Genomic DNA, 16,282 nt, shown 5'->3' with positions numbered 1-16,282 from the left:
AAGACAAGGGGCGCAGTATACAGGGCCGCTTTAAGTTGCAAGCGGCGAGGGGCAAGTAAAAGCGTGATTGGCCGGCATGTAGCCAGGGTCGTCAGTGGCCAGCGGTTTTGGAGAAGAGCTGGATGACCACCACGCCCAGGACGATCAGCGCCATGCCGAGCATGGCCGGGATGTCGAGTTTCTGCCCGTAGATAAACAGCGCCGCCACGCTGACCATGACGATGCCCATGCCCGCCCACACCGCGTAGGCCACGCCCACTGGTACGGTGCGCACCACCAGGGTGAGCATCCAGAACGCAATGCCGTAGCCGCAGATCACCAGCAACAGCGGCAGCGGCGTGCTCAAGCCCTTCACCGCTTTCATCGAGACGGTGGCGATCACTTCGGCGCAAATGGCGATGGCCAGGTAGGAATAGGCGTTCATGGAGCAGTCCTCGGGGTGATGTGGTGCGTTCTGAGGTCGGCATTCTAGAGCTTGCGGGAATGGGGTAAAGTCATTACCTATCTGAATAGGAGATAGGTTATGCAGTGGAGCCTGGAGCAAATGCGCCTGTTCGTCAGCGTTGCCGAACAACGCTCGTTTTCTGCCGTGGCGCGGGACCAGCGCAAGGCGCAATCGGCCATCAGCAGCGCGGTGGCATTGCTGGAAGCGGACCTGGGGGTGAGCCTGTTCGAGCGTAGCAGCGGCCGCCAGCCACGCCTGACCGAAGCCGGCGCGGCGTTGCTGGAAGAAGCCCGCGAGGTGCTGCGCCAATGCGAGCGCCTTAACGGCCGGGCGATGGCCCTGATGCGTGGCGAAGAGGCGCGCCTGCGCCTGGCCCAGGATGAGGCCATGCTGTCCCAGGAGGTGCTCGACGCCCTCGAAGCCCTGGCCGGGCAATTTCCCAGCCTGGAGGTGCAACTGGCCAGCGCGGCCCAGGGTGATGTGGCGCGCAAACTGGTGGAGCGCAAGGCCGACCTGGGGCTGCTGTTCTACCACGACCAGATCCCCGAAGCCCTGGAGCGCCGGGCCCTGGGCAGCGTGGAAATGGTCACGGTGTGCGGCGTCGATCACCCATTGGCGTCGGCCCAGGGCCAGGTGGATAGCCAGCGCTTGGCGCAGTTCCGGCAATTACTGATGTCGACCCAGTCCAGCTTTTATCCCGGCAGCGAGGCGGCGAGCCCGCAGGTGTGGCGCGCCGACAGCTTCTACGTGATGGCCGAATGGGTGGTGCGCGGCTTGGGCTGGGCCTGGCTGCCCCGGCATGTGGTGCAGTACCCGGCGTATCAAGGGTTGATGGTGGAACTGGTGGGCGAATGGACGCCGCCGCCGCTGGTGGTCGAAGTGGTGTGGCGCCGCGACGAGCCGTTGGGGCCGGCGGCGCGGTTTCTCTCCGAGCGTTTTGCCGCGCACTTGCAGGCCACCCATCAAAAAAACCGATAGACTCCGCCGCCATGAATAGAACTCTGTATACCGCGCTGTTTTACCTGGGGCTGCCGTTGGTGGCGTTGCGACTCTGGCTGCGGGCGCGCAAGGCGCCGGCCTACGCCCGGCGCGTGGGCGAGCGGTTTGCCTACGGCTTGCCGGCATTGCAGCCGGGCGGCATCTGGGTGCACGCGGTGTCCGTGGGCGAAAGCATCGCGGCGGCGCCGATGATCCGCGGCTTGCTGGAACGTTATCCACAGCTGCCGATCACCGTGACTTGCATGACCCCCACCGGCTCGGAGCGGATCCAGGCGTTGTTCGCCAACGAGCCGCGCATTCAGCACTGCTACCTGCCCTACGACTTGCCCACAGCGGCGGCACGGTTTTTGGACCGGGCCCAGCCCAGGTTGGCGGTCATCATGGAAACCGAGTTGTGGCCCAACCATATCCACCAGTGCGCCAAGCGCGGTATCTCGGTGGCGCTGGCCAATGGCCGGTTGTCCGAGCGTTCGGCTAAGGGCTATGGGCGTTTCGCCCGGTTGACGGCGCCGATGCTGGCCGAAATGAGCTTGCTGGCGGTGCAGACCGAAACCGAGGCGCAGCGCTTCCGTGACCTCGGCGCACGCCCAGAGACGGTGCAGGTCACCGGCTCGATCAAGTTTGACCTGAGCATCGACCCACAACTGCTAGTACGTGCGGCGGCCTTGCGCGAGCAATGGCAAGCCGTGGAGCGCCCGGTGTGGATTGCTGCCAGCACCCACGAGGGTGAGGATGAAATCGTCTTGGCGGCCCACCGGCAACTGCTCGCCAGTTACCCCAATGCCTTGCTGATTCTGGTGCCGCGCCACCCGGAGCGCTTCGACCGCGTGTTCGCGTTGTGCCAGGAGCAAGGGCTGGCCACGCTGCGCCGGTCCAGCGGCGCCGCCGTGGCGCCGGACACCTCGGTGCTGCTGGGCGACACCATGGGCGAGTTGCTGTTTTTGTATGCCTTGGCCGACAGCGCCTTTGTCGGCGGCAGCCTGGTGCCCAACGGCGGGCATAACCTGCTGGAACCGGCGGCCCTGGCCAAACCGGTGCTGAGCGGGCCGCACCTGTTCAACTTCCTGGAAATCGCCGCAATGCTGCGCAGCGCCGGCGCCTTGCAGGAAGTGGACGACGCCCAGGGTTTGGCAGTGGCGGTGCAACGGCTGTTCGAGCTGCCCCGCGATGCGCAGAAAATGGCCGAGGCGGGGTTGCAGGTGATGCGCGCCAACCAGGGCGCGCTCAAGCGCTTGCTCGATGGCTTGGGGCGGTTGATAAAACTCTGATAGCCCCTGAAAACCTCAGTGGGAGCGAGCCTGCTCGCGATGGCAACGTCTCAGTCAGCCGAGATGCAGGCTGATACACCGCCATCGCGAGCGGGCTCGCTCTCTCAGGTTTTGGTTTTAGCTCACTTCAAGGCCTGGCCTTGAGCTGTTCCTGCGCGGCTTTGGCCAGGTCTGGCGGAAGGAAGTCGCGGTCGGGGTTGTAGTCGGCCTTGAGGTAGCGCGACAGGTCTTGCAGGTCGCCCGGGCTCAGGGTGCCGGCGGCTTGCTTGAGGCGCAGGTTGTCGAGGATGTAGTCGTAGCGGGTGTTGTTGTAGTTGCGCACCGAGGTGTAGAGCTGGCGCTGGGCGTCGAGCACATCGACGATGTTGCGCGTACCCACCTGGTAACCGATTTCCGTGGCTTCCACCGCGCTCTGGTTGGAGATGATCGACTGGCGGCGTGCCTGCACCTGTTCGACATCGGTGTTCACCGCGCGGTGCAGGTTGCGGGTGTTTTCCACCACTTGCCGGCGCAGGGCTTCGCGGCGTTGCTCGGTCTGGCTCAGGCGCGAGTACGATTCGCGCACCTGGGAGCTGGTCAGGCCACCGCTGTAGAGCGGGATGTTCAGTTGCAGGCCGATGCTGCGCTGCGACACATCGCTGCCGTAGCGCAAGCCCGGCTCCGGGTTGGTGAAGCCGAAGGCGTCGTTGTCACCTTTTTTGTACTGCGCCACCGCGTCCAGGGTCGGCGCGTGGCCGGCCTTGCGTTGCTTGAGGGTTTCTTCGGCGGCATCGACGGCGTAGTTGCTGGCCAGCAGGTTGAGGTTTTGCTTGGCAGCGGTGTCTACCCAGGCCTTGGCGTCATTGGGCGTTGGCGCGAGCACCGGCAACGTGTGGACAATGCCCTGGATCGAGTTGTACTGACGGTTGGTCAGGGTAATCAGCGCTTCGAAGGCGTCGTCTACCTGGCGCTGGGCGAGGATGCGGTTGGCCCGGGCAGTGTCGTAGCTGGCCTGGGATTGCAGCACGTCGGTCTTGTCCGACAGGCCTACGTCGAAACGCTCGTTGGACTGGTCGAGCTGACGCTTGAACGCCGCTTCCTCGGCCTTGGTCGAGGCCAGGTTGTCTTGGGCACGCAGTACCGCGAAGTAGCTTTCGGCACTGCGCAGGATCAGGTTCTGCTCGGTGGCCGAGAGCTCCAGCGCCGCTTGTTCGTTGACCGCTTCGGCAGCCTGCAACTGGAACCAGCGGTCGGCGCGGAAGATCGGCTGCGCCAGGGTGGCCTGGTACACCGTGCCGCTGCGGGTGGAGGTCATGGACGGCTGGTCGAGTTGGGTGCGGGTGTTGTTCAGGTCGGCACCGGCCGACAGGTTGGGCAGCAGGCCGGCGCGGGCCTGGGGCACGATTTCCTTGCGCGCCTGATAGTCGGCGCGGGCGGCGGCCAGGTCGGCGTTGTTGTCCACGGCTTCCTGGTAGACGCTGACCAGATCGGTCTTGGTGGTCAGGGGCGCTTCTGCTGCCCAGGCCAATCCATTGGTCGCACAAGACACGGCGAGGGCCAGTGAAAGTTTGCGCAGCATGAGGCAATCCCTAGGTAAATATTACGGCGATAATTTAAACGCCAAGGCTACGGCGCACGATCCAGAGCGTCAAGGCCCGGCACAGCCTTGCGAGTGTAGTAGCGGTAGCAATTGGCAACAATCCTGCAATTGCGCCATTCATCACGCTGATTGCACCGGAGTTGGCGTTCTCTACCCGTTGTGTCTAGACTGGCCGCGTTCTTGTCGGGGTGCCTTGCTAAGAGGCTGAGATCGAATCATTTCGGATCCCGTTGAACCTGATCGGGTTAACGCCTGCGTAGGGAACAAGATTTCTCGTCACCCGGCGAGTCCTCTTGTGCTTCGTCCGGGATTTGCGTTCGACAATCGAACACCTCTCGTACGCCAAGCACAGCACCAGCCTCGGTGCGTCCGTCCGTTTACAGGTTCACTCCGACAAAAATCCACTGCCTGGATGTGTCTGGAGAGCCCGTGATGACCACAAAAGCAAAAAACGCCCCGCACCTGAGTGAATCGGCCAAGGTCGACCAACAGTCGGTGCAGCCCTTTACCCGCTCGCAAAAAATCTATGTCCAGGGTTCGCGCCCCGACATCCTCGTGCCCATGCGCGAAATCAGCCTGGACGTGACGCCCACCGATTTTGGCGGCGAAATCAACGCGCCGGTGGTGGTCTACGACACCTCCGGCCCGTACACCGACCCCAACGTGCTGATCGACGTGCGCAAAGGCCTGGCGGACGTGCGCTCGCCCTGGATCGAGGCCCGTGGCGACACCGAGCGCCTGCCGGGCTTGAGTTCCAACTTCGGCCAGGAACGCCTGGCCGACGCCGAGCTGACCAAGCTGCGCTTCGCCCACGTCAACAACCCGCGCCGCGCCAAGCCTGGGGCCAACGTCAGCCAGATGCACTACGCTCGCCAAGGCATCATCACCGCCGAGATGGAATACGTCGCCATCCGCGAAAACATGAAGCTGGAAGTGGCCCGCGCCGCCGGCCTGCTGGACCAGCAGCACGCCGGCCACAGCTTCGGCGCCAGTGTGCCGAAGATCATCACCCCCGAGTTTGTGCGTGACGAAATCGCCCGTGGCCGCGCCATCATCCCGGCGAACATCAACCACACCGAGTTGGAGCCGATGATTATCGGCCGCAACTTCCTGGTGAAGATCAACGGCAACATCGGCAACAGCGCCCTGGGTTCGTCCATCGAAGAAGAAGTGGCGAAACTGACCTGGGGCATCCGCTGGGGCTCGGACACGGTCATGGACCTGTCCACCGGCAAGCACATCCACGAAACCCGCGAGTGGATCATCCGCAACTCGCCGGTGCCCATTGGTACGGTGCCGATCTACCAGGCCCTGGAAAAAGTCGGCGGCGCCGCCGAAGACCTGACCTGGGAGCTGTTCCGCGACACCCTGATCGAGCAGGCCGAGCAGGGCGTGGATTACTTCACCATCCACGCCGGCGTGCTCTTGCGCTACGTGCCGCTGACCGCCAAGCGTGTTACCGGGATCGTTTCGCGCGGCGGCTCGATCATGGCCAAGTGGTGCCTGGCGCACCACAAGGAAAACTTCCTCTACACCCATTTCGAAGACATCTGCGAAATCATGAAGGCCTACGACGTCAGCTTCTCGCTGGGCGATGGCCTGCGCCCCGGCTCGATTGCCGACGCCAACGACGCGGCGCAGTTCGGTGAGCTGGAAACCCTGGGCGAGTTGACCAAGATCGCCTGGAAGCACGACGTGCAGTGCATGATCGAAGGCCCCGGCCACGTGCCGATGCAGTTGATTAAAGAGAACATGGACAAGCAGCTCGAATGCTGCGACGAAGCGCCGTTCTACACCCTCGGCCCGCTGACCACCGACATCGCGCCGGGCTACGACCACATCACCTCCGGCATTGGCGCGGCGATGATTGGCTGGTTCGGTTGCGCCATGCTCTGCTACGTCACGCCCAAGGAACACCTGGGCCTGCCGAACAAGGATGACGTCAAGACAGGGATCATCACCTACAAAATTGCCGCCCACGCGGCGGACCTCGCCAAGGGCCACCCCGGCGCGCAGATCCGCGACAACGCCTTGAGCAAGGCGCGTTTCGAGTTCCGCTGGGAAGACCAGTTCAACCTGGGCCTGGACCCGGACACCGCACGCTCCTACCACGACGAAACCCTGCCCAAGGACTCGGCCAAGGTGGCGCACTTCTGCTCGATGTGCGGGCCGAAATTCTGCTCGATGAAGATCACCCAGGAAGTACGCGAATACGCCGCCAACCAACGCATCGAAGCGGTGGACGCGGACATCGCCCAAGGCCTGGCGGAACAGGCTGAACGGTTCAAGCAGGAGGGGAGCCAGCTTTACAAGAAAGTTTGAGGGGCAAGCTACAAGCGGCAAGTTAAGGGCGAGAGCAAATCTGCTTTTTCTTGAAGCTTTTAGCTTGCCGCTTGAAGCTTTTTTGAGCGTCAAGTTAGAAGCGAAGGCAACCCCGCGTTGTCTTGCCGCTCGAGGCTTGAGGCTCGCCGCTACAAGGCGCTCTCCTCTTTAGCTGCGCCCGGGAAACAGCTCGGGCCGCAGTACACCGTTGAGGCGCGGGTAAGGAATTTTCAGCTCGATGTGGCCCAAGGCGTAGGGCGCGATGGTGGTGGTGGCGTACTTGAGGATCACCCCGCCATAGGTCAGGGCCACATTGGGGGGTTTCTGGAAGGGCCAGTTCTTCACGAACTCGGGTTCCTGATCCAGCTTGGTGCTAATCAGCCAACTGTTGTGGGCCACTTGCGCGGCTTTCCAGAAGGCGTCTTCCTGGCCGGGCAACAGCATGTCGGCCAGGTTCAGGACCTTGTGCTGCGGGCGCGAGTAGTTGATGAAGCCACGCCCCGGTTCGCCGTGGGCGCCGCCGGTGTCGAGGTAGCTGGACAGCTCGATAATCACCAGCCCGTCATGTTGTTCCCGTACCTTGGCCTGCAAATAGCTGCTGCGGCTTTGCGCGTCGCGCAGAAACTGCTCGCGGTAGGCGTTGAGGCTGGGTGCCACGGGTTGGCCGGGCGCGGTGCGGGTCATGTCCAGCAGGCGTTTTTCGATGATGGCATCGAGTTGCGGCTCGGCAGGGAAGGTCAGGGTGTCGATGTTCACCAGCGGGCAATCGCTGGCCGTGCAACCGGGCTTGATCTGCTCCGAGGCGTCGCGCTTGGCTTCCAGCGGAACGCGGTAGTTGGGCTGGAACAGGCTCTGGCAGGCCCCTAGGGTCAGGGCGATACAGGCCACGGAGGCGATTTTCACAAGCGACATGGGCGTCCTTCATAAACCAGGGAAAGGCAAAAGTTACCGGCTTCGACTGCCTGCGCGGCAGTCAGTTCGCCACTAAGCTCAAGAGTGTCAATTAGAGAGGCTTTCGCCCCTTGCCGTCTATCTCGGCGTCTGCAAAGGGGCTGCATGATGGCACGCGGGCGCGTTAGGATGGCGCGAAGTCGAGGTTGAACGCCTCGTATCGAATACGCAGTAAACGAGGACCGCCATGACTGATTTCACCCACGCCGTGCCCACTGCGGTGCAGATCGTTCGTCGCCAAGCGTGCTTCAAGGGCTTTTATCAGCTCGACAAGGTGTTCCTGCGCCATGAACTGTTCGCTGGCGGCATGAGCCGGGAAATCAGCCGTGAACTGTTCGTGCGCCATGACGCCGTGTGCGTGCTGCCCTACGACCCGCAGCGCGATGAGGTGGTGTTGATCGAGCAGTTTCGCGTTGGCGCCATGGGCAAGGTCACCAACCCGTGGTTGGTGGAGCTGGTGGCGGGCCTGATCGACAAGGACGAGCAACCCGCAGAAGTGGCCCACCGCGAAGCCCAGGAAGAAGCCGGCCTGGTGTTTTCGGCGCTGTGGCCCATGACCCAATACTTTCCCTCGCCCGGCGGCAGCAATGAATTCGTGCATCTGTTCCTGGGGCGTTGCGACAGCAGCGGCGCCGGTGGCCTGCATGGCCTGGAGGAAGAGGCCGAAGATATCCGCGTCAGCGTGTGGGCCTTCGAAGATGCCTTGCAGGCCGTGCGCGACGGGCGGATCTGCAATGCCGCCAGCATCATTGCCCTGCAATGGCTGGCGTTGAACCGCGTGGAAGTGAGGGGGCTATGGTCGTAAACAAAGTGCGCGATCGCTATCGGGTGGACCTGGTGGCCTTGCAGGCTGCCTGCGAGGCCAACTACGCGCGCTTGATGCGCCTGCTGCCGGACATGCGTGAGCAACCCATGGCGCGGCGCATCGCCGTGACCCAGGGTGACCAGATGCTCGGCGTGCTGGCCCTGGAGGTGAAACTGGCCTGCCCCTACACCACGACCCTGTTCGTGCGCCAGGAGCACAGCCTGCCGTGGCTGCCGGTGCCGCAGTTGGAAGTGCAGGTCTATCACGATGCGCGCATGGCCGAAGTCATCAGCGCCGAACATGCGCGGCGCTTTCGCGGCATCTACCCTTACCCCAATCCGTTTATGCACCAGCCGGATGAGAAGGCGCAGTTGAACGTGTTTCTTGGCGAGTGGCTGAGCCACTGCCTGGCCTGTGGCCACGAATACGAAGTGGTTCGCTGAGGTTGTGAACTGCGTCCGCTTCACCGCTTTCCTCTTTCCTGCCGGCCCCAGCATAATCGCGCCATTCATCACCTTTTGCGGGAGAGCCGCGTGCCGAGCCTGACGACCGCCGACCCTGTGCTGCTGGTGCAGCTCTCCGACAGCCATCTGTTCGCCGATGCCGACGGCACGCTGCTGGGCATGCAAACCCGCCAAAGCCTGCAAAAAGTCATCGAACTGGTGCAGGCGCAACAAGCGCACATCGACCTGCTGCTGGCCACGGGCGACTTGTCCCAGGACGGCACGCTGGAGTCGTACCAGCAGTTTCGCCGCATGAGCGGGCAGATCGGCGCACCGGCGCGTTGGCTCCCGGGCAACCACGACGAGCCGCGCGTGATGGCCCAAGCGACGCAGGGCAGCGCGCTGCTGGAGCCAGTCGTGGACATCGGCAATTGGCGTGTGACCCTGCTCGATTCCGCCGTGCCGGGCTCGGTGCCGGGTTACTTGCAGGGCGAACAACTGCAACTGCTCGCCCGCGCCTTGAGCGAGGCCCCGGAGCGCCATCACCTGGTGTGTTTTCACCACCACCCGGTGCCCATGGGCTGTGGTTGGCTGGACCCCATCGGCCTGCGCAACCCCGAGGCGCTGTTCGAGGTGCTGGAGCGCTTCCCCCAGGCGCGCGCGGTGCTGTGGGGTCATGTGCACCAAGAATTCGACCGCCAGCGCGGCGATGTGCGCCTGTTGGCGTCGCCCTCCACCTGCATCCAGTTCACCCCTGGCGCCGATGATTTCCAGGTCGATGTGCTGGCCCCCGGCTATCGCTGGCTGCGCCTGCACCCGGATGGGCGGTTGGAAACCGGGGTGGAGCGGGTGACCGGGTTTGATTTTCAGGTGGATTACGGCGGTACGGGCTATTAATGGCTGAATTAAGCAAGCGCGTTGCCCATCTCCCATAACCCGGGGTTCCCTGTAAACTGCGCCCTTTGCCTGATACCTGGGGAGCGCAAATGTCTGGTTCGATCCTGTATATCCACGGTTTCAACAGCTCGCCGGCCTCGAAAAAGGCCAGCCAGTTGATCGCGGTGATGAACAGCCTCGGCCTGGGTGAGCAACTGCGGGTGCCGGCGCTGCATCACCACCCCCGCCAGGCCATGGCCCAACTGGAGCAAGCGATCGGCGAACTGGGCCGCCCGCTGCTGGTCGGCAGCTCACTCGGCGGCTACTATGCCACTCACCTTGCCGAGCGCCACGGCCTCAAGGCCCTGCTGGTCAACCCGGCGGTCAGCCCCCATCGGATGTTCGACGGCTACTTGGGCCCGCAAAAAAACCTGTACACCGACCAAACCTGGGAATTGACCCACGACCACGTGACCGCCCTGGCGGAGCTGGAAGTGCCCGCTCCTGGGGACCCGCAGCGGTTCCAGGTATGGCTGCAAACCGGCGATGAAACGCTGGACTATCGCCTCGCGCAGCAGTATTACCGAGCCTGCGCCCTGCGCATCCAGGCTGGCGGCGACCACAGCTACCAGGGCTTTGCCCAGCAACTGCCGGCGCTGTTGAGCTTTGCCGGCATTGGCCCGGATCAGTACCAGGGCATCGACTTTGCGGCACTGTGACAACCCGGACTTTATTTAATCGAACACTGACGACGAGACCCCATGGCCACTCCCAGCGCTAGCTCTTATAACGCCGACGCCATCGAAGTCCTCTCGGGCCTCGACCCGGTGCGCAAACGCCCCGGCATGTACACCGACACCAGTCGGCCCAACCACCTGGCCCAGGAAGTCATCGACAACAGCGTCGATGAGGCCTTGGCCGGGCACGCCAAGTCGGTGCAGGTGATCCTGCACGCCGACCATTCCCTGGAAGTCAGCGATGACGGGCGCGGCATGCCGGTGGATATCCACCCCGAAGAGGGCGTCTCGGGGGTGGAGCTGATCCTCACCAAGCTCCACGCCGGCGGCAAGTTCTCCAACAAGAACTACCAGTTCTCCGGTGGCTTGCACGGCGTGGGCATTTCCGTGGTCAACGCCTTGTCCACCGAGGTGCGGGTGCGGGTCAAGCGCGACGGCAACGAGTACCAAATGACTTTCGCCGATGGCTACAAAGCCACCGAGCTGCAAGTGATCGGCACCGTGGGCAAGCGCAACACTGGCACCAGCGTGTTTTTCGCCCCCGACCCCAAGTACTTCGACTCGCCGAAATTCTCCATCAGCCGCCTCAAGCACGTGCTCAAGGCCAAGGCCGTGCTGTGCCCGGGGCTGCTGGTCAGTTTTGAAGACAAAGGCACCGGCGAGAAGGTCGAGTGGCATTACGAAGACGGCCTGCGTTCCTACCTGGTGGACGCGGTCAGCGAATTCGAACGCCTGCCCGACGAACCGTTCTGCGGCAGCCTGGCCGGTAACAAGGAAGCGGTCGATTGGGCCTTGCTGTGGCTGCCCGAGGGCGGCGACAGCGTCCAGGAAAGCTACGTCAACCTGATCCCCACGGCCCAGGGCGGCACCCACGTCAACGGTTTGCGCCAGGGCCTGCTCGACGCGATGCGTGAGTTCTGCGAATTCCGCAGCCTGCTGCCCCGCGGCGTGAAACTGGCGCCCGAGGACGTCTGGGAGCGCATCGCCTTCGTGCTCTCGATGAAAATGCAGGAACCGCAATTCTCCGGCCAGACCAAAGAGCGCCTTTCGTCCCGCGAGGCCGCGGCGTTCGTCTCGGGCGTGGTCAAGGACGCCTTCAGCCTGTGGCTCAACGAGCACCCGGAGCTGGGCCTGCAACTGGCGGAACTGGCGATCAACAACGCCGGGCGCCGCCTCAAGGCGAGCAAGAAGGTCGAGCGCAAACGCATCACCCAGGGCCCGGCGCTGCCGGGCAAACTGGCCGACTGCGCCGGGCAGGACCCGATGCGCTCGGAGTTGTTTCTGGTTGAAGGCGACTCCGCCGGCGGCTCGGCCAAGCAGGCGCGGGACAAGGAATTCCAGGCGATCCTGCCGTTGCGCGGCAAGATCCTCAACACCTGGGAAGTGGACGGCAGCGAAGTGCTGGCCAGCCAGGAGGTGCACAACATCGCCGTCGCCATTGGCGTCGACCCGGGCGCCGAGGACATGAGCCAGTTGCGCTACGGCAAAATCTGCATCCTCGCCGACGCCGACTCCGACGGCCTGCACATCGCAACCTTGCTCTGCGCCCTGTTCGTCCAGCATTTCCGCCCGTTGGTAGATGCCGGCCACGTCTACGTCGCCATGCCGCCGCTGTACCGCATCGACCTGGGCAAGGAGATTTTCTACGCCTTGGACGAGGCCGAGCGCGACGGCATCCTCGATCGCCTGGTGGCCGAGAAGAAACGCGGCAAGCCCCAGGTCACCCGATTCAAAGGCCTGGGTGAGATGAACCCGCCACAACTGCGCGAAACCACCATGGACCCCAACACCCGGCGCCTGGTGCAGTTGACCCTGGACGATTTTGCCGCGACTTCGGAAATGATGGACATGCTGCTGGCCAAGAAACGCGCCGGCGACCGCAAGGCGTGGCTGGAGTCCAAGGGCAACCTGGCCGAGGTGCTGGGCTGATGCGCAGCGCGTTGGCCCTGGCGTTACTGGTGCTGACGACTGCGGTCGCCGCCGCGCCCGTGCCTGAGCTCAAGCTGTTGGCCGAGCACCCGGTGGACGGCATGCCCAGCGGCAACCTCTCGGGGCTGGCGCTGTGCAGCGGCGAGTTATGGACGGTATCGGACCGCGACGATGGGCAGCTTTACCGGCTCGATACCCGCGCGCCGGTCTGGCAAGCCGAAACCGTGAAGATCGACGTGCCCCCGGTGCCCGAAAGCGGCCTGCCGTGGGGCCTGCGCGTGCGCAACCTGGCGGCCGCCCCCCTGCGTGGCGGCGACCTGGATTTTGAGGGCATCACCTGCGATGGCGCGGGCAATCGCTATGTGGTCAGCGAAACCCACGCCGCCGTGCTGCACGTGCCGGTCGAGGGCGCGGCGCAGTGGCTGAAAATCTCCCCGCTGATGGTGCGCCAGGCGCGGGCCAGCGGCATGTTGCTGAATTTCAATGCGCTGTTGGAGGGCATCGCCGTCAACCCGGCAGGCACCCAGCTCTGGCTGGCCGCCGAGCGCGAGCGCCGTGGCCTGTTGCGGGTGAGCAAACAGCAAAGCCTGTGGGACTGCCCCGACAATTGCGTGGTGATGAGCGAGGGCGGCGCGCAGCAGCCACCGCCGCAAATCCCCGCCGGCCGGGGCCAGCACAAGGACTTCAGCGACCTGGCGTTCTACCAGGACAAACTGTTTACCCTCGAACGCATGGCCTACCGCATCTGCCGCCGCACCCCGGCCACGGGCGCGGTCGAGCGTTGCTGGTCGTTCGCCAATGAGGCGTTGACCGAGCCACGGCGCTACAACACCCGGTTTGGCAACACCGAAGCCCTGGCCCTGGACGAGGGCGGGGCGTGGATTGGCGTTGATAACGGCAGCCACACCCGCGCCGACGGCGAGCAACGGCCGATAGTTTGGCGCTTCGCCGCGCCGGACGGCGGCTGGAGCGCCACGCCATGAGCCAGCAAGCGCCGGGCAAACGCGCCGGCCGGGTGTTGCTGATCCTGGCTTGGTGCGCGGGGTTGTTTTTGGCTACCCGGTTTTTCGGCGAGTGGGAAGCGCGCCGCGAGAACCCCAATAGCGCAGTCACCTCGCAGCAGGGCGCGGGCTATATAGAAGTCAAACTGGTCAGCAATGGCCAGGGGCATTTTGTCGCCAGCGGCCAGATCAACGGCCAACCGGCGACGTTCATGCTCGATACCGGCGCCACCGACGTGGCGATCCCCGTGGCACTGGCCGAGCGCCTGGGCCTGGAGAAGGGCGCGCCGGTCACCTTGAGTACCGCCAACGGGCGCAGCCAGGGTTATCGGACACGCCTGGAACGCCTGCAACTGGGCGATATCGTCCTGCGCGACGTGCGTGCCCTGATCGCACCCGGCCTGGACGGCGAGCAGGTGCTGCTGGGCATGAGCGCTTTGAAGCAACTTGAATTCACCCAGCGCGGCGGCACCATGCTGCTGCGCCAGACAACGAACTGATGAGGCCCGCATGAGCGACTCCCTTGAACTCAGCCTGGACGGTGTAGAGCGCCGGTCACTGGCTGACTTCACCGAAAATGCCTACCTCAATTACTCCATGTACGTGATTATGGACCGCGCCCTGCCACATATCGGCGACGGTCTGAAACCGGTACAGCGGCGCATTATCTACGCCATGAGTGAGCTGGGGCTGGACGCTGACTCCAAGCACAAGAAGTCGGCGCGTACCGTCGGTGACGTACTCGGTAAATTCCACCCCCACGGCGACTCGGCCTGCTACGAAGCCATGGTGCTCATGGCCCAGCCGTTCAGCTACCGCTACACCCTGGTGGACGGCCAGGGCAACTGGGGTGCGCCGGACGATCCCAAGTCGTTCGCAGCCATGCGTTACACCGAGGCGCGCCTGTCGCGCTACTCCGAAGTGCTGCTCAGCGAACTGGGCCAGGGCACCGCGGACTGGGGCCCGAACTTCGACGGCACCCTGGACGAGCCCCTGGTGCTTCCGGCGCGCCTGCCCAACATCCTGCTCAACGGCACCACCGGCATCGCGGTCGGCATGGCCACCGACGTGCCGCCCCACAACCTGCGGGAAGTGGCCAGCGCCTGCGTGCGCCTGCTGGACGAGCCCAAGGCCACGGTCGAGCAGCTCTGCGAGCACATCCAGGGGCCGGACTACCCGACCGAAGCGGAAATCATCACGCCGCGCGCCGACCTGCTGAAAATGTACGAAACCGGCAAGGGCTCAGTGCGCATGCGCGCCGTGTACCACGTCGAGGACGGTGACATCATCGTCACTGCGCTGCCGCATCAGGTCTCCGGGGCCAAGGTGCTGGAGCAGATCGCTGCGCTGATGCAGGCCAAACCGTCGAAACTGCCCCAGGTCGCTGACCTGCGCGATGAGTCCGACCACGAAAACCCCTGCCGTATCGTGATTATCCCGACCAATAACCGGGTCGATCACGAAGTGCTGATGCAGCACCTGTTCGCCAGCACGGAGCTGGAGTCCAGCTACCGGGTCAACGTCAACATCATTGGCCTGGACGGCAAGCCGCAACTGAAAAACCTGCGGGCTTTGCTGGTGGAGTGGCTGGAGTTTCGCGTCAACACCGTGCGCCGGCGCCTGCAATTCCGGCTCGACAAGGTGGAGCGGCGCCTGCACCTGTTGGACGGCTTGCTGATCGCCTACCTCAACCTGGACGAAGTGATCCACATCATCCGTACCGAGGAACACCCCAAGGCCAGCCTGATCGAGCGGTTCGCCCTGAGCGAAATCCAGGCCGACTACATCCTCGACACCCGTTTGCGCCAGTTGGCGCGCCTGGAAGAAATGAAGCTGCGCTCCGAGCAAGATGAACTGCTCAAGGAACAGGCCAAGCTGCAAGCCCTGCTGGGCAGCGAAGCCAAGCTCAAGAAACTGGTGCGCACCGAGCTGCTCAAAGACGCCGAAACCTATGGCGACGACCGCCGCTCGCCGATTGTCGAGCGCGCCGAAGCCAAGGCCCTGACCGACACCGAACTGCTGCCCAACGAAAAAATCACCGTCGTGCTCTCGGAAAAAGGCTGGGTGCGCTCGGCCAAGGGCCATGAAATTGATGCTACCGGGTTGTCCTATAAGGCCGGCGATGGCTTCAAGACCTCGGCGGCGGGGCGTTCTAACCAATTCGCGGTGTTTATCGACTCCGCCGGGCGCAGCTATTCGGTGGCGGCCCACACGCTGCCGTCGGCCCGTGGCCAGGGCGACCCGTTGACTGGGCGGCTGACGCCGCCGCCGGGGGCGAATTTCGAGTGCGTGCTGCTGCCCGAAGACGACGCGCTGTATGTGATCGCCTCCGACGCCGGTTACGGTTTCGTGGTCAAGGGCGAAGACCTGCAAGCCAAGAACAAGGCCGGCAAGGCGCTGTTGAGCCTGCCCAACAACGCCAAGGTGATCGCCCCGCGCCCGGTCAGCGACCGCGAGAACAACTGGCTGGCCTCGGTGACCACCGAGGGGCGCTTGTTGATCTTCAAAATCAGCGACCTGCCGCAACTGGGCAAAGGCAAGGGCAACAAGATCATCGGCATCCCCGGCGAGCGCGTGGCCAGCCGCGAGGAGTACGTCACCGACATCGCCGTGCTGCCCGAGGGCGCGACCCTGGTGTTGCAGGCCGGCAAGCGCACCTTGTCCCTCAAGGCCGATGACCTGGAGCACTACAAGGGCGAGCGCGGGCGGCGCGGCAACAAACTGCCGCGCGGCTTCCAGCGGGTCGATGCCCTGTTGGTCGATACGCCCAACTGAGGGCGGCGCCCGGCGCCGTAGCGGCTGCCCAGAGCGTTCGATCTGCGATTTAACCCGTGGATCGACGCTTTCGCGCTGGAGTCATGGCGCAGATTCACGGATGATATGGCCCTTCAAGCGCCAGCGTGGCTGAGCGTTCTTCAGGATTTTGA

14 protein-coding genes and 1 riboswitch are annotated in these 16,282 nt (G+C 64.1%); of the genes, 11 read left to right on the top strand and 3 right to left on the bottom strand.

Features of this window, described 5'->3' with window-relative positions; genetic code table 11:
* Positions 1 to 91 precede the first annotated feature (91 nt).
* A complete protein-coding gene (locus AC19YR_RS14190) occupies positions 92 to 424 on the bottom strand; it encodes a DMT family transporter (protein ID WP_500598924.1) in 333 nt (110 codons plus the stop codon).
* Positions 425 to 523: 99 nt separating this feature from the next.
* Here AC19YR_RS14190 and AC19YR_RS14185 point away from each other — a divergent pair, with 99 nt between their 5' ends.
* Together AC19YR_RS14185 and waaA are read left to right on the top strand one after the other, a co-directional pair.
* On the top strand, positions 524 to 1,423 hold the full coding sequence (locus tag AC19YR_RS14185; protein ID WP_500598923.1) for a LysR family transcriptional regulator: 900 nt from the start codon (positions 524 to 526) through the stop codon (positions 1,421 to 1,423).
* 11 nt (positions 1,424 to 1,434) lie between these two features.
* Positions 1,435 to 2,712: a lipid IV(A) 3-deoxy-D-manno-octulosonic acid transferase gene (gene waaA, locus AC19YR_RS14180; RefSeq protein ID WP_500598922.1), complete on the top strand. Its 1,278-nt coding sequence runs from the start codon at positions 1,435 to 1,437 to the stop codon at positions 2,710 to 2,712.
* 127 nt (positions 2,713 to 2,839) lie between these two features.
* On the opposite strand, the gene AC19YR_RS14175 is transcribed toward waaA, so the two are convergent.
* Positions 2,840 to 4,270 carry a TolC family outer membrane protein gene (locus tag AC19YR_RS14175; RefSeq protein ID WP_500598921.1) on the bottom strand — a complete coding sequence of 477 codons (1,431 nt, stop codon included), beginning with the start codon at positions 4,268 to 4,270 and terminating at the stop codon, positions 2,840 to 2,842.
* Positions 4,271 to 4,465: 195 nt separating this feature from the next.
* A riboswitch (TPP riboswitch) is annotated at positions 4,466 to 4,571 on the top strand.
* Positions 4,572 to 4,723: 152 nt separating this feature from the next.
* On the opposite strand from AC19YR_RS14175, the gene thiC reads away from it, so the two are divergent.
* Positions 4,724 to 6,613 (top strand): phosphomethylpyrimidine synthase ThiC, encoded by a 1,890-nt coding sequence (gene thiC / locus AC19YR_RS14170; RefSeq protein ID WP_095109327.1) that lies wholly within the window; start codon positions 4,724 to 4,726, stop codon positions 6,611 to 6,613.
* Positions 6,614 to 6,781: 168 nt separating this feature from the next.
* Here thiC and AC19YR_RS14165 read toward each other — a convergent pair whose 3' ends face one another.
* Positions 6,782 to 7,525: an RsiV family protein gene (locus AC19YR_RS14165; RefSeq protein ID WP_500598919.1), complete on the bottom strand. Its 744-nt coding sequence runs from the start codon at positions 7,523 to 7,525 to the stop codon at positions 6,782 to 6,784.
* 226 nt (positions 7,526 to 7,751) lie between these two features.
* Between AC19YR_RS14165 and AC19YR_RS14160 the strand changes: the two genes are divergently transcribed.
* From AC19YR_RS14160 to parC, 8 genes are all read left to right on the top strand, one after another.
* Positions 7,752 to 8,369, top strand: coding sequence for an NUDIX domain-containing protein (locus AC19YR_RS14160; protein WP_095109329.1), 618 nt, complete (start codon positions 7,752 to 7,754; stop codon positions 8,367 to 8,369).
* The gene (locus AC19YR_RS14155; RefSeq protein ID WP_095109330.1) at positions 8,360 to 8,812 is read left to right on the top strand and encodes a DUF1249 domain-containing protein; all 453 of its coding nucleotides are present in this window, start codon (positions 8,360 to 8,362) and stop codon (positions 8,810 to 8,812) included. Before AC19YR_RS14160 ends, AC19YR_RS14155 begins: the two co-directional genes overlap by 10 nt.
* A gap of 90 nt (positions 8,813 to 8,902) precedes the next feature.
* Positions 8,903 to 9,709, top strand: coding sequence for a 3',5'-cyclic-AMP phosphodiesterase (gene cpdA, locus AC19YR_RS14150; protein WP_095109331.1), 807 nt, complete (start codon positions 8,903 to 8,905; stop codon positions 9,707 to 9,709).
* Positions 9,710 to 9,798: 89 nt separating this feature from the next.
* On the top strand, positions 9,799 to 10,407 hold the full coding sequence (locus AC19YR_RS14145) for a YqiA/YcfP family alpha/beta fold hydrolase (protein ID WP_500598917.1): 609 nt from the start codon (positions 9,799 to 9,801) through the stop codon (positions 10,405 to 10,407).
* Positions 10,408 to 10,449: 42 nt separating this feature from the next.
* On the top strand, positions 10,450 to 12,354 hold the full coding sequence (parE, locus tag AC19YR_RS14140; RefSeq protein WP_095109333.1) for a DNA topoisomerase IV subunit B: 1,905 nt from the start codon (positions 10,450 to 10,452) through the stop codon (positions 12,352 to 12,354).
* A complete protein-coding gene (locus AC19YR_RS14135; RefSeq protein ID WP_500598914.1) occupies positions 12,354 to 13,337 on the top strand; it encodes an esterase-like activity of phytase family protein in 984 nt (327 codons plus the stop codon). The genes parE and AC19YR_RS14135 overlap by 1 nt, the downstream gene beginning before the upstream one ends.
* The gene (locus AC19YR_RS14130; RefSeq protein WP_095109335.1) at positions 13,334 to 13,855 is read left to right on the top strand and encodes a retropepsin-like aspartic protease family protein; all 522 of its coding nucleotides are present in this window, start codon (positions 13,334 to 13,336) and stop codon (positions 13,853 to 13,855) included. The genes AC19YR_RS14135 and AC19YR_RS14130 overlap by 4 nt, the downstream gene beginning before the upstream one ends.
* A gap of 10 nt (positions 13,856 to 13,865) precedes the next feature.
* On the top strand, positions 13,866 to 16,130 hold the full coding sequence (gene parC, locus AC19YR_RS14125) for a DNA topoisomerase IV subunit A (protein WP_500598913.1): 2,265 nt from the start codon (positions 13,866 to 13,868) through the stop codon (positions 16,128 to 16,130).
* Positions 16,131 to 16,282 lie beyond the last annotated feature (152 nt).

Source organism: Pseudomonas sp. MF08817 (genome assembly GCF_059862705.1).
The sequence above is the reverse complement of the archived record's forward strand: the minus strand, read 5'-3'. Positions and strand labels throughout refer to the sequence as shown.

What these genes read in the sequence shown, in the direction of transcription:
- AC19YR_RS14155 (WP_095109330.1), top strand. Translation starts at nt 8,360, where the DNA reads ATGGTCGTAAACAAAGTGCGCGATCGCTATCGGGTGGACCTGGTGGCC.
- AC19YR_RS14130 (WP_095109335.1), top strand. Translation starts at nt 13,334, where the DNA reads ATGAGCCAGCAAGCGCCGGGCAAACGCGCCGGCCGGGTGTTGCTGATC.
- AC19YR_RS14165 (WP_500598919.1), bottom strand. Translation starts at nt 7,525, where the DNA reads ATGTCGCTTGTGAAAATCGCCTCCGTGGCCTGTATCGCCCTGACCCTA.
- AC19YR_RS14190 (WP_500598924.1), bottom strand. Translation starts at nt 424, where the DNA reads ATGAACGCCTATTCCTACCTGGCCATCGCCATTTGCGCCGAAGTGATC.
- thiC (WP_095109327.1), top strand. Translation starts at nt 4,724, where the DNA reads ATGACCACAAAAGCAAAAAACGCCCCGCACCTGAGTGAATCGGCCAAG.
- AC19YR_RS14185 (WP_500598923.1), top strand. Translation starts at nt 524, where the DNA reads ATGCAGTGGAGCCTGGAGCAAATGCGCCTGTTCGTCAGCGTTGCCGAA.
- parE (WP_095109333.1), top strand. Translation starts at nt 10,450, where the DNA reads ATGGCCACTCCCAGCGCTAGCTCTTATAACGCCGACGCCATCGAAGTC.
- AC19YR_RS14175 (WP_500598921.1), bottom strand. Translation starts at nt 4,270, where the DNA reads ATGCTGCGCAAACTTTCACTGGCCCTCGCCGTGTCTTGTGCGACCAAT.
- AC19YR_RS14145 (WP_500598917.1), top strand. Translation starts at nt 9,799, where the DNA reads ATGTCTGGTTCGATCCTGTATATCCACGGTTTCAACAGCTCGCCGGCC.
- AC19YR_RS14160 (WP_095109329.1), top strand. Translation starts at nt 7,752, where the DNA reads ATGACTGATTTCACCCACGCCGTGCCCACTGCGGTGCAGATCGTTCGT.
- waaA (WP_500598922.1), top strand. Translation starts at nt 1,435, where the DNA reads ATGAATAGAACTCTGTATACCGCGCTGTTTTACCTGGGGCTGCCGTTG.
- parC (WP_500598913.1), top strand. Translation starts at nt 13,866, where the DNA reads ATGAGCGACTCCCTTGAACTCAGCCTGGACGGTGTAGAGCGCCGGTCA.
- AC19YR_RS14135 (WP_500598914.1), top strand. Translation starts at nt 12,354, where the DNA reads ATGCGCAGCGCGTTGGCCCTGGCGTTACTGGTGCTGACGACTGCGGTC.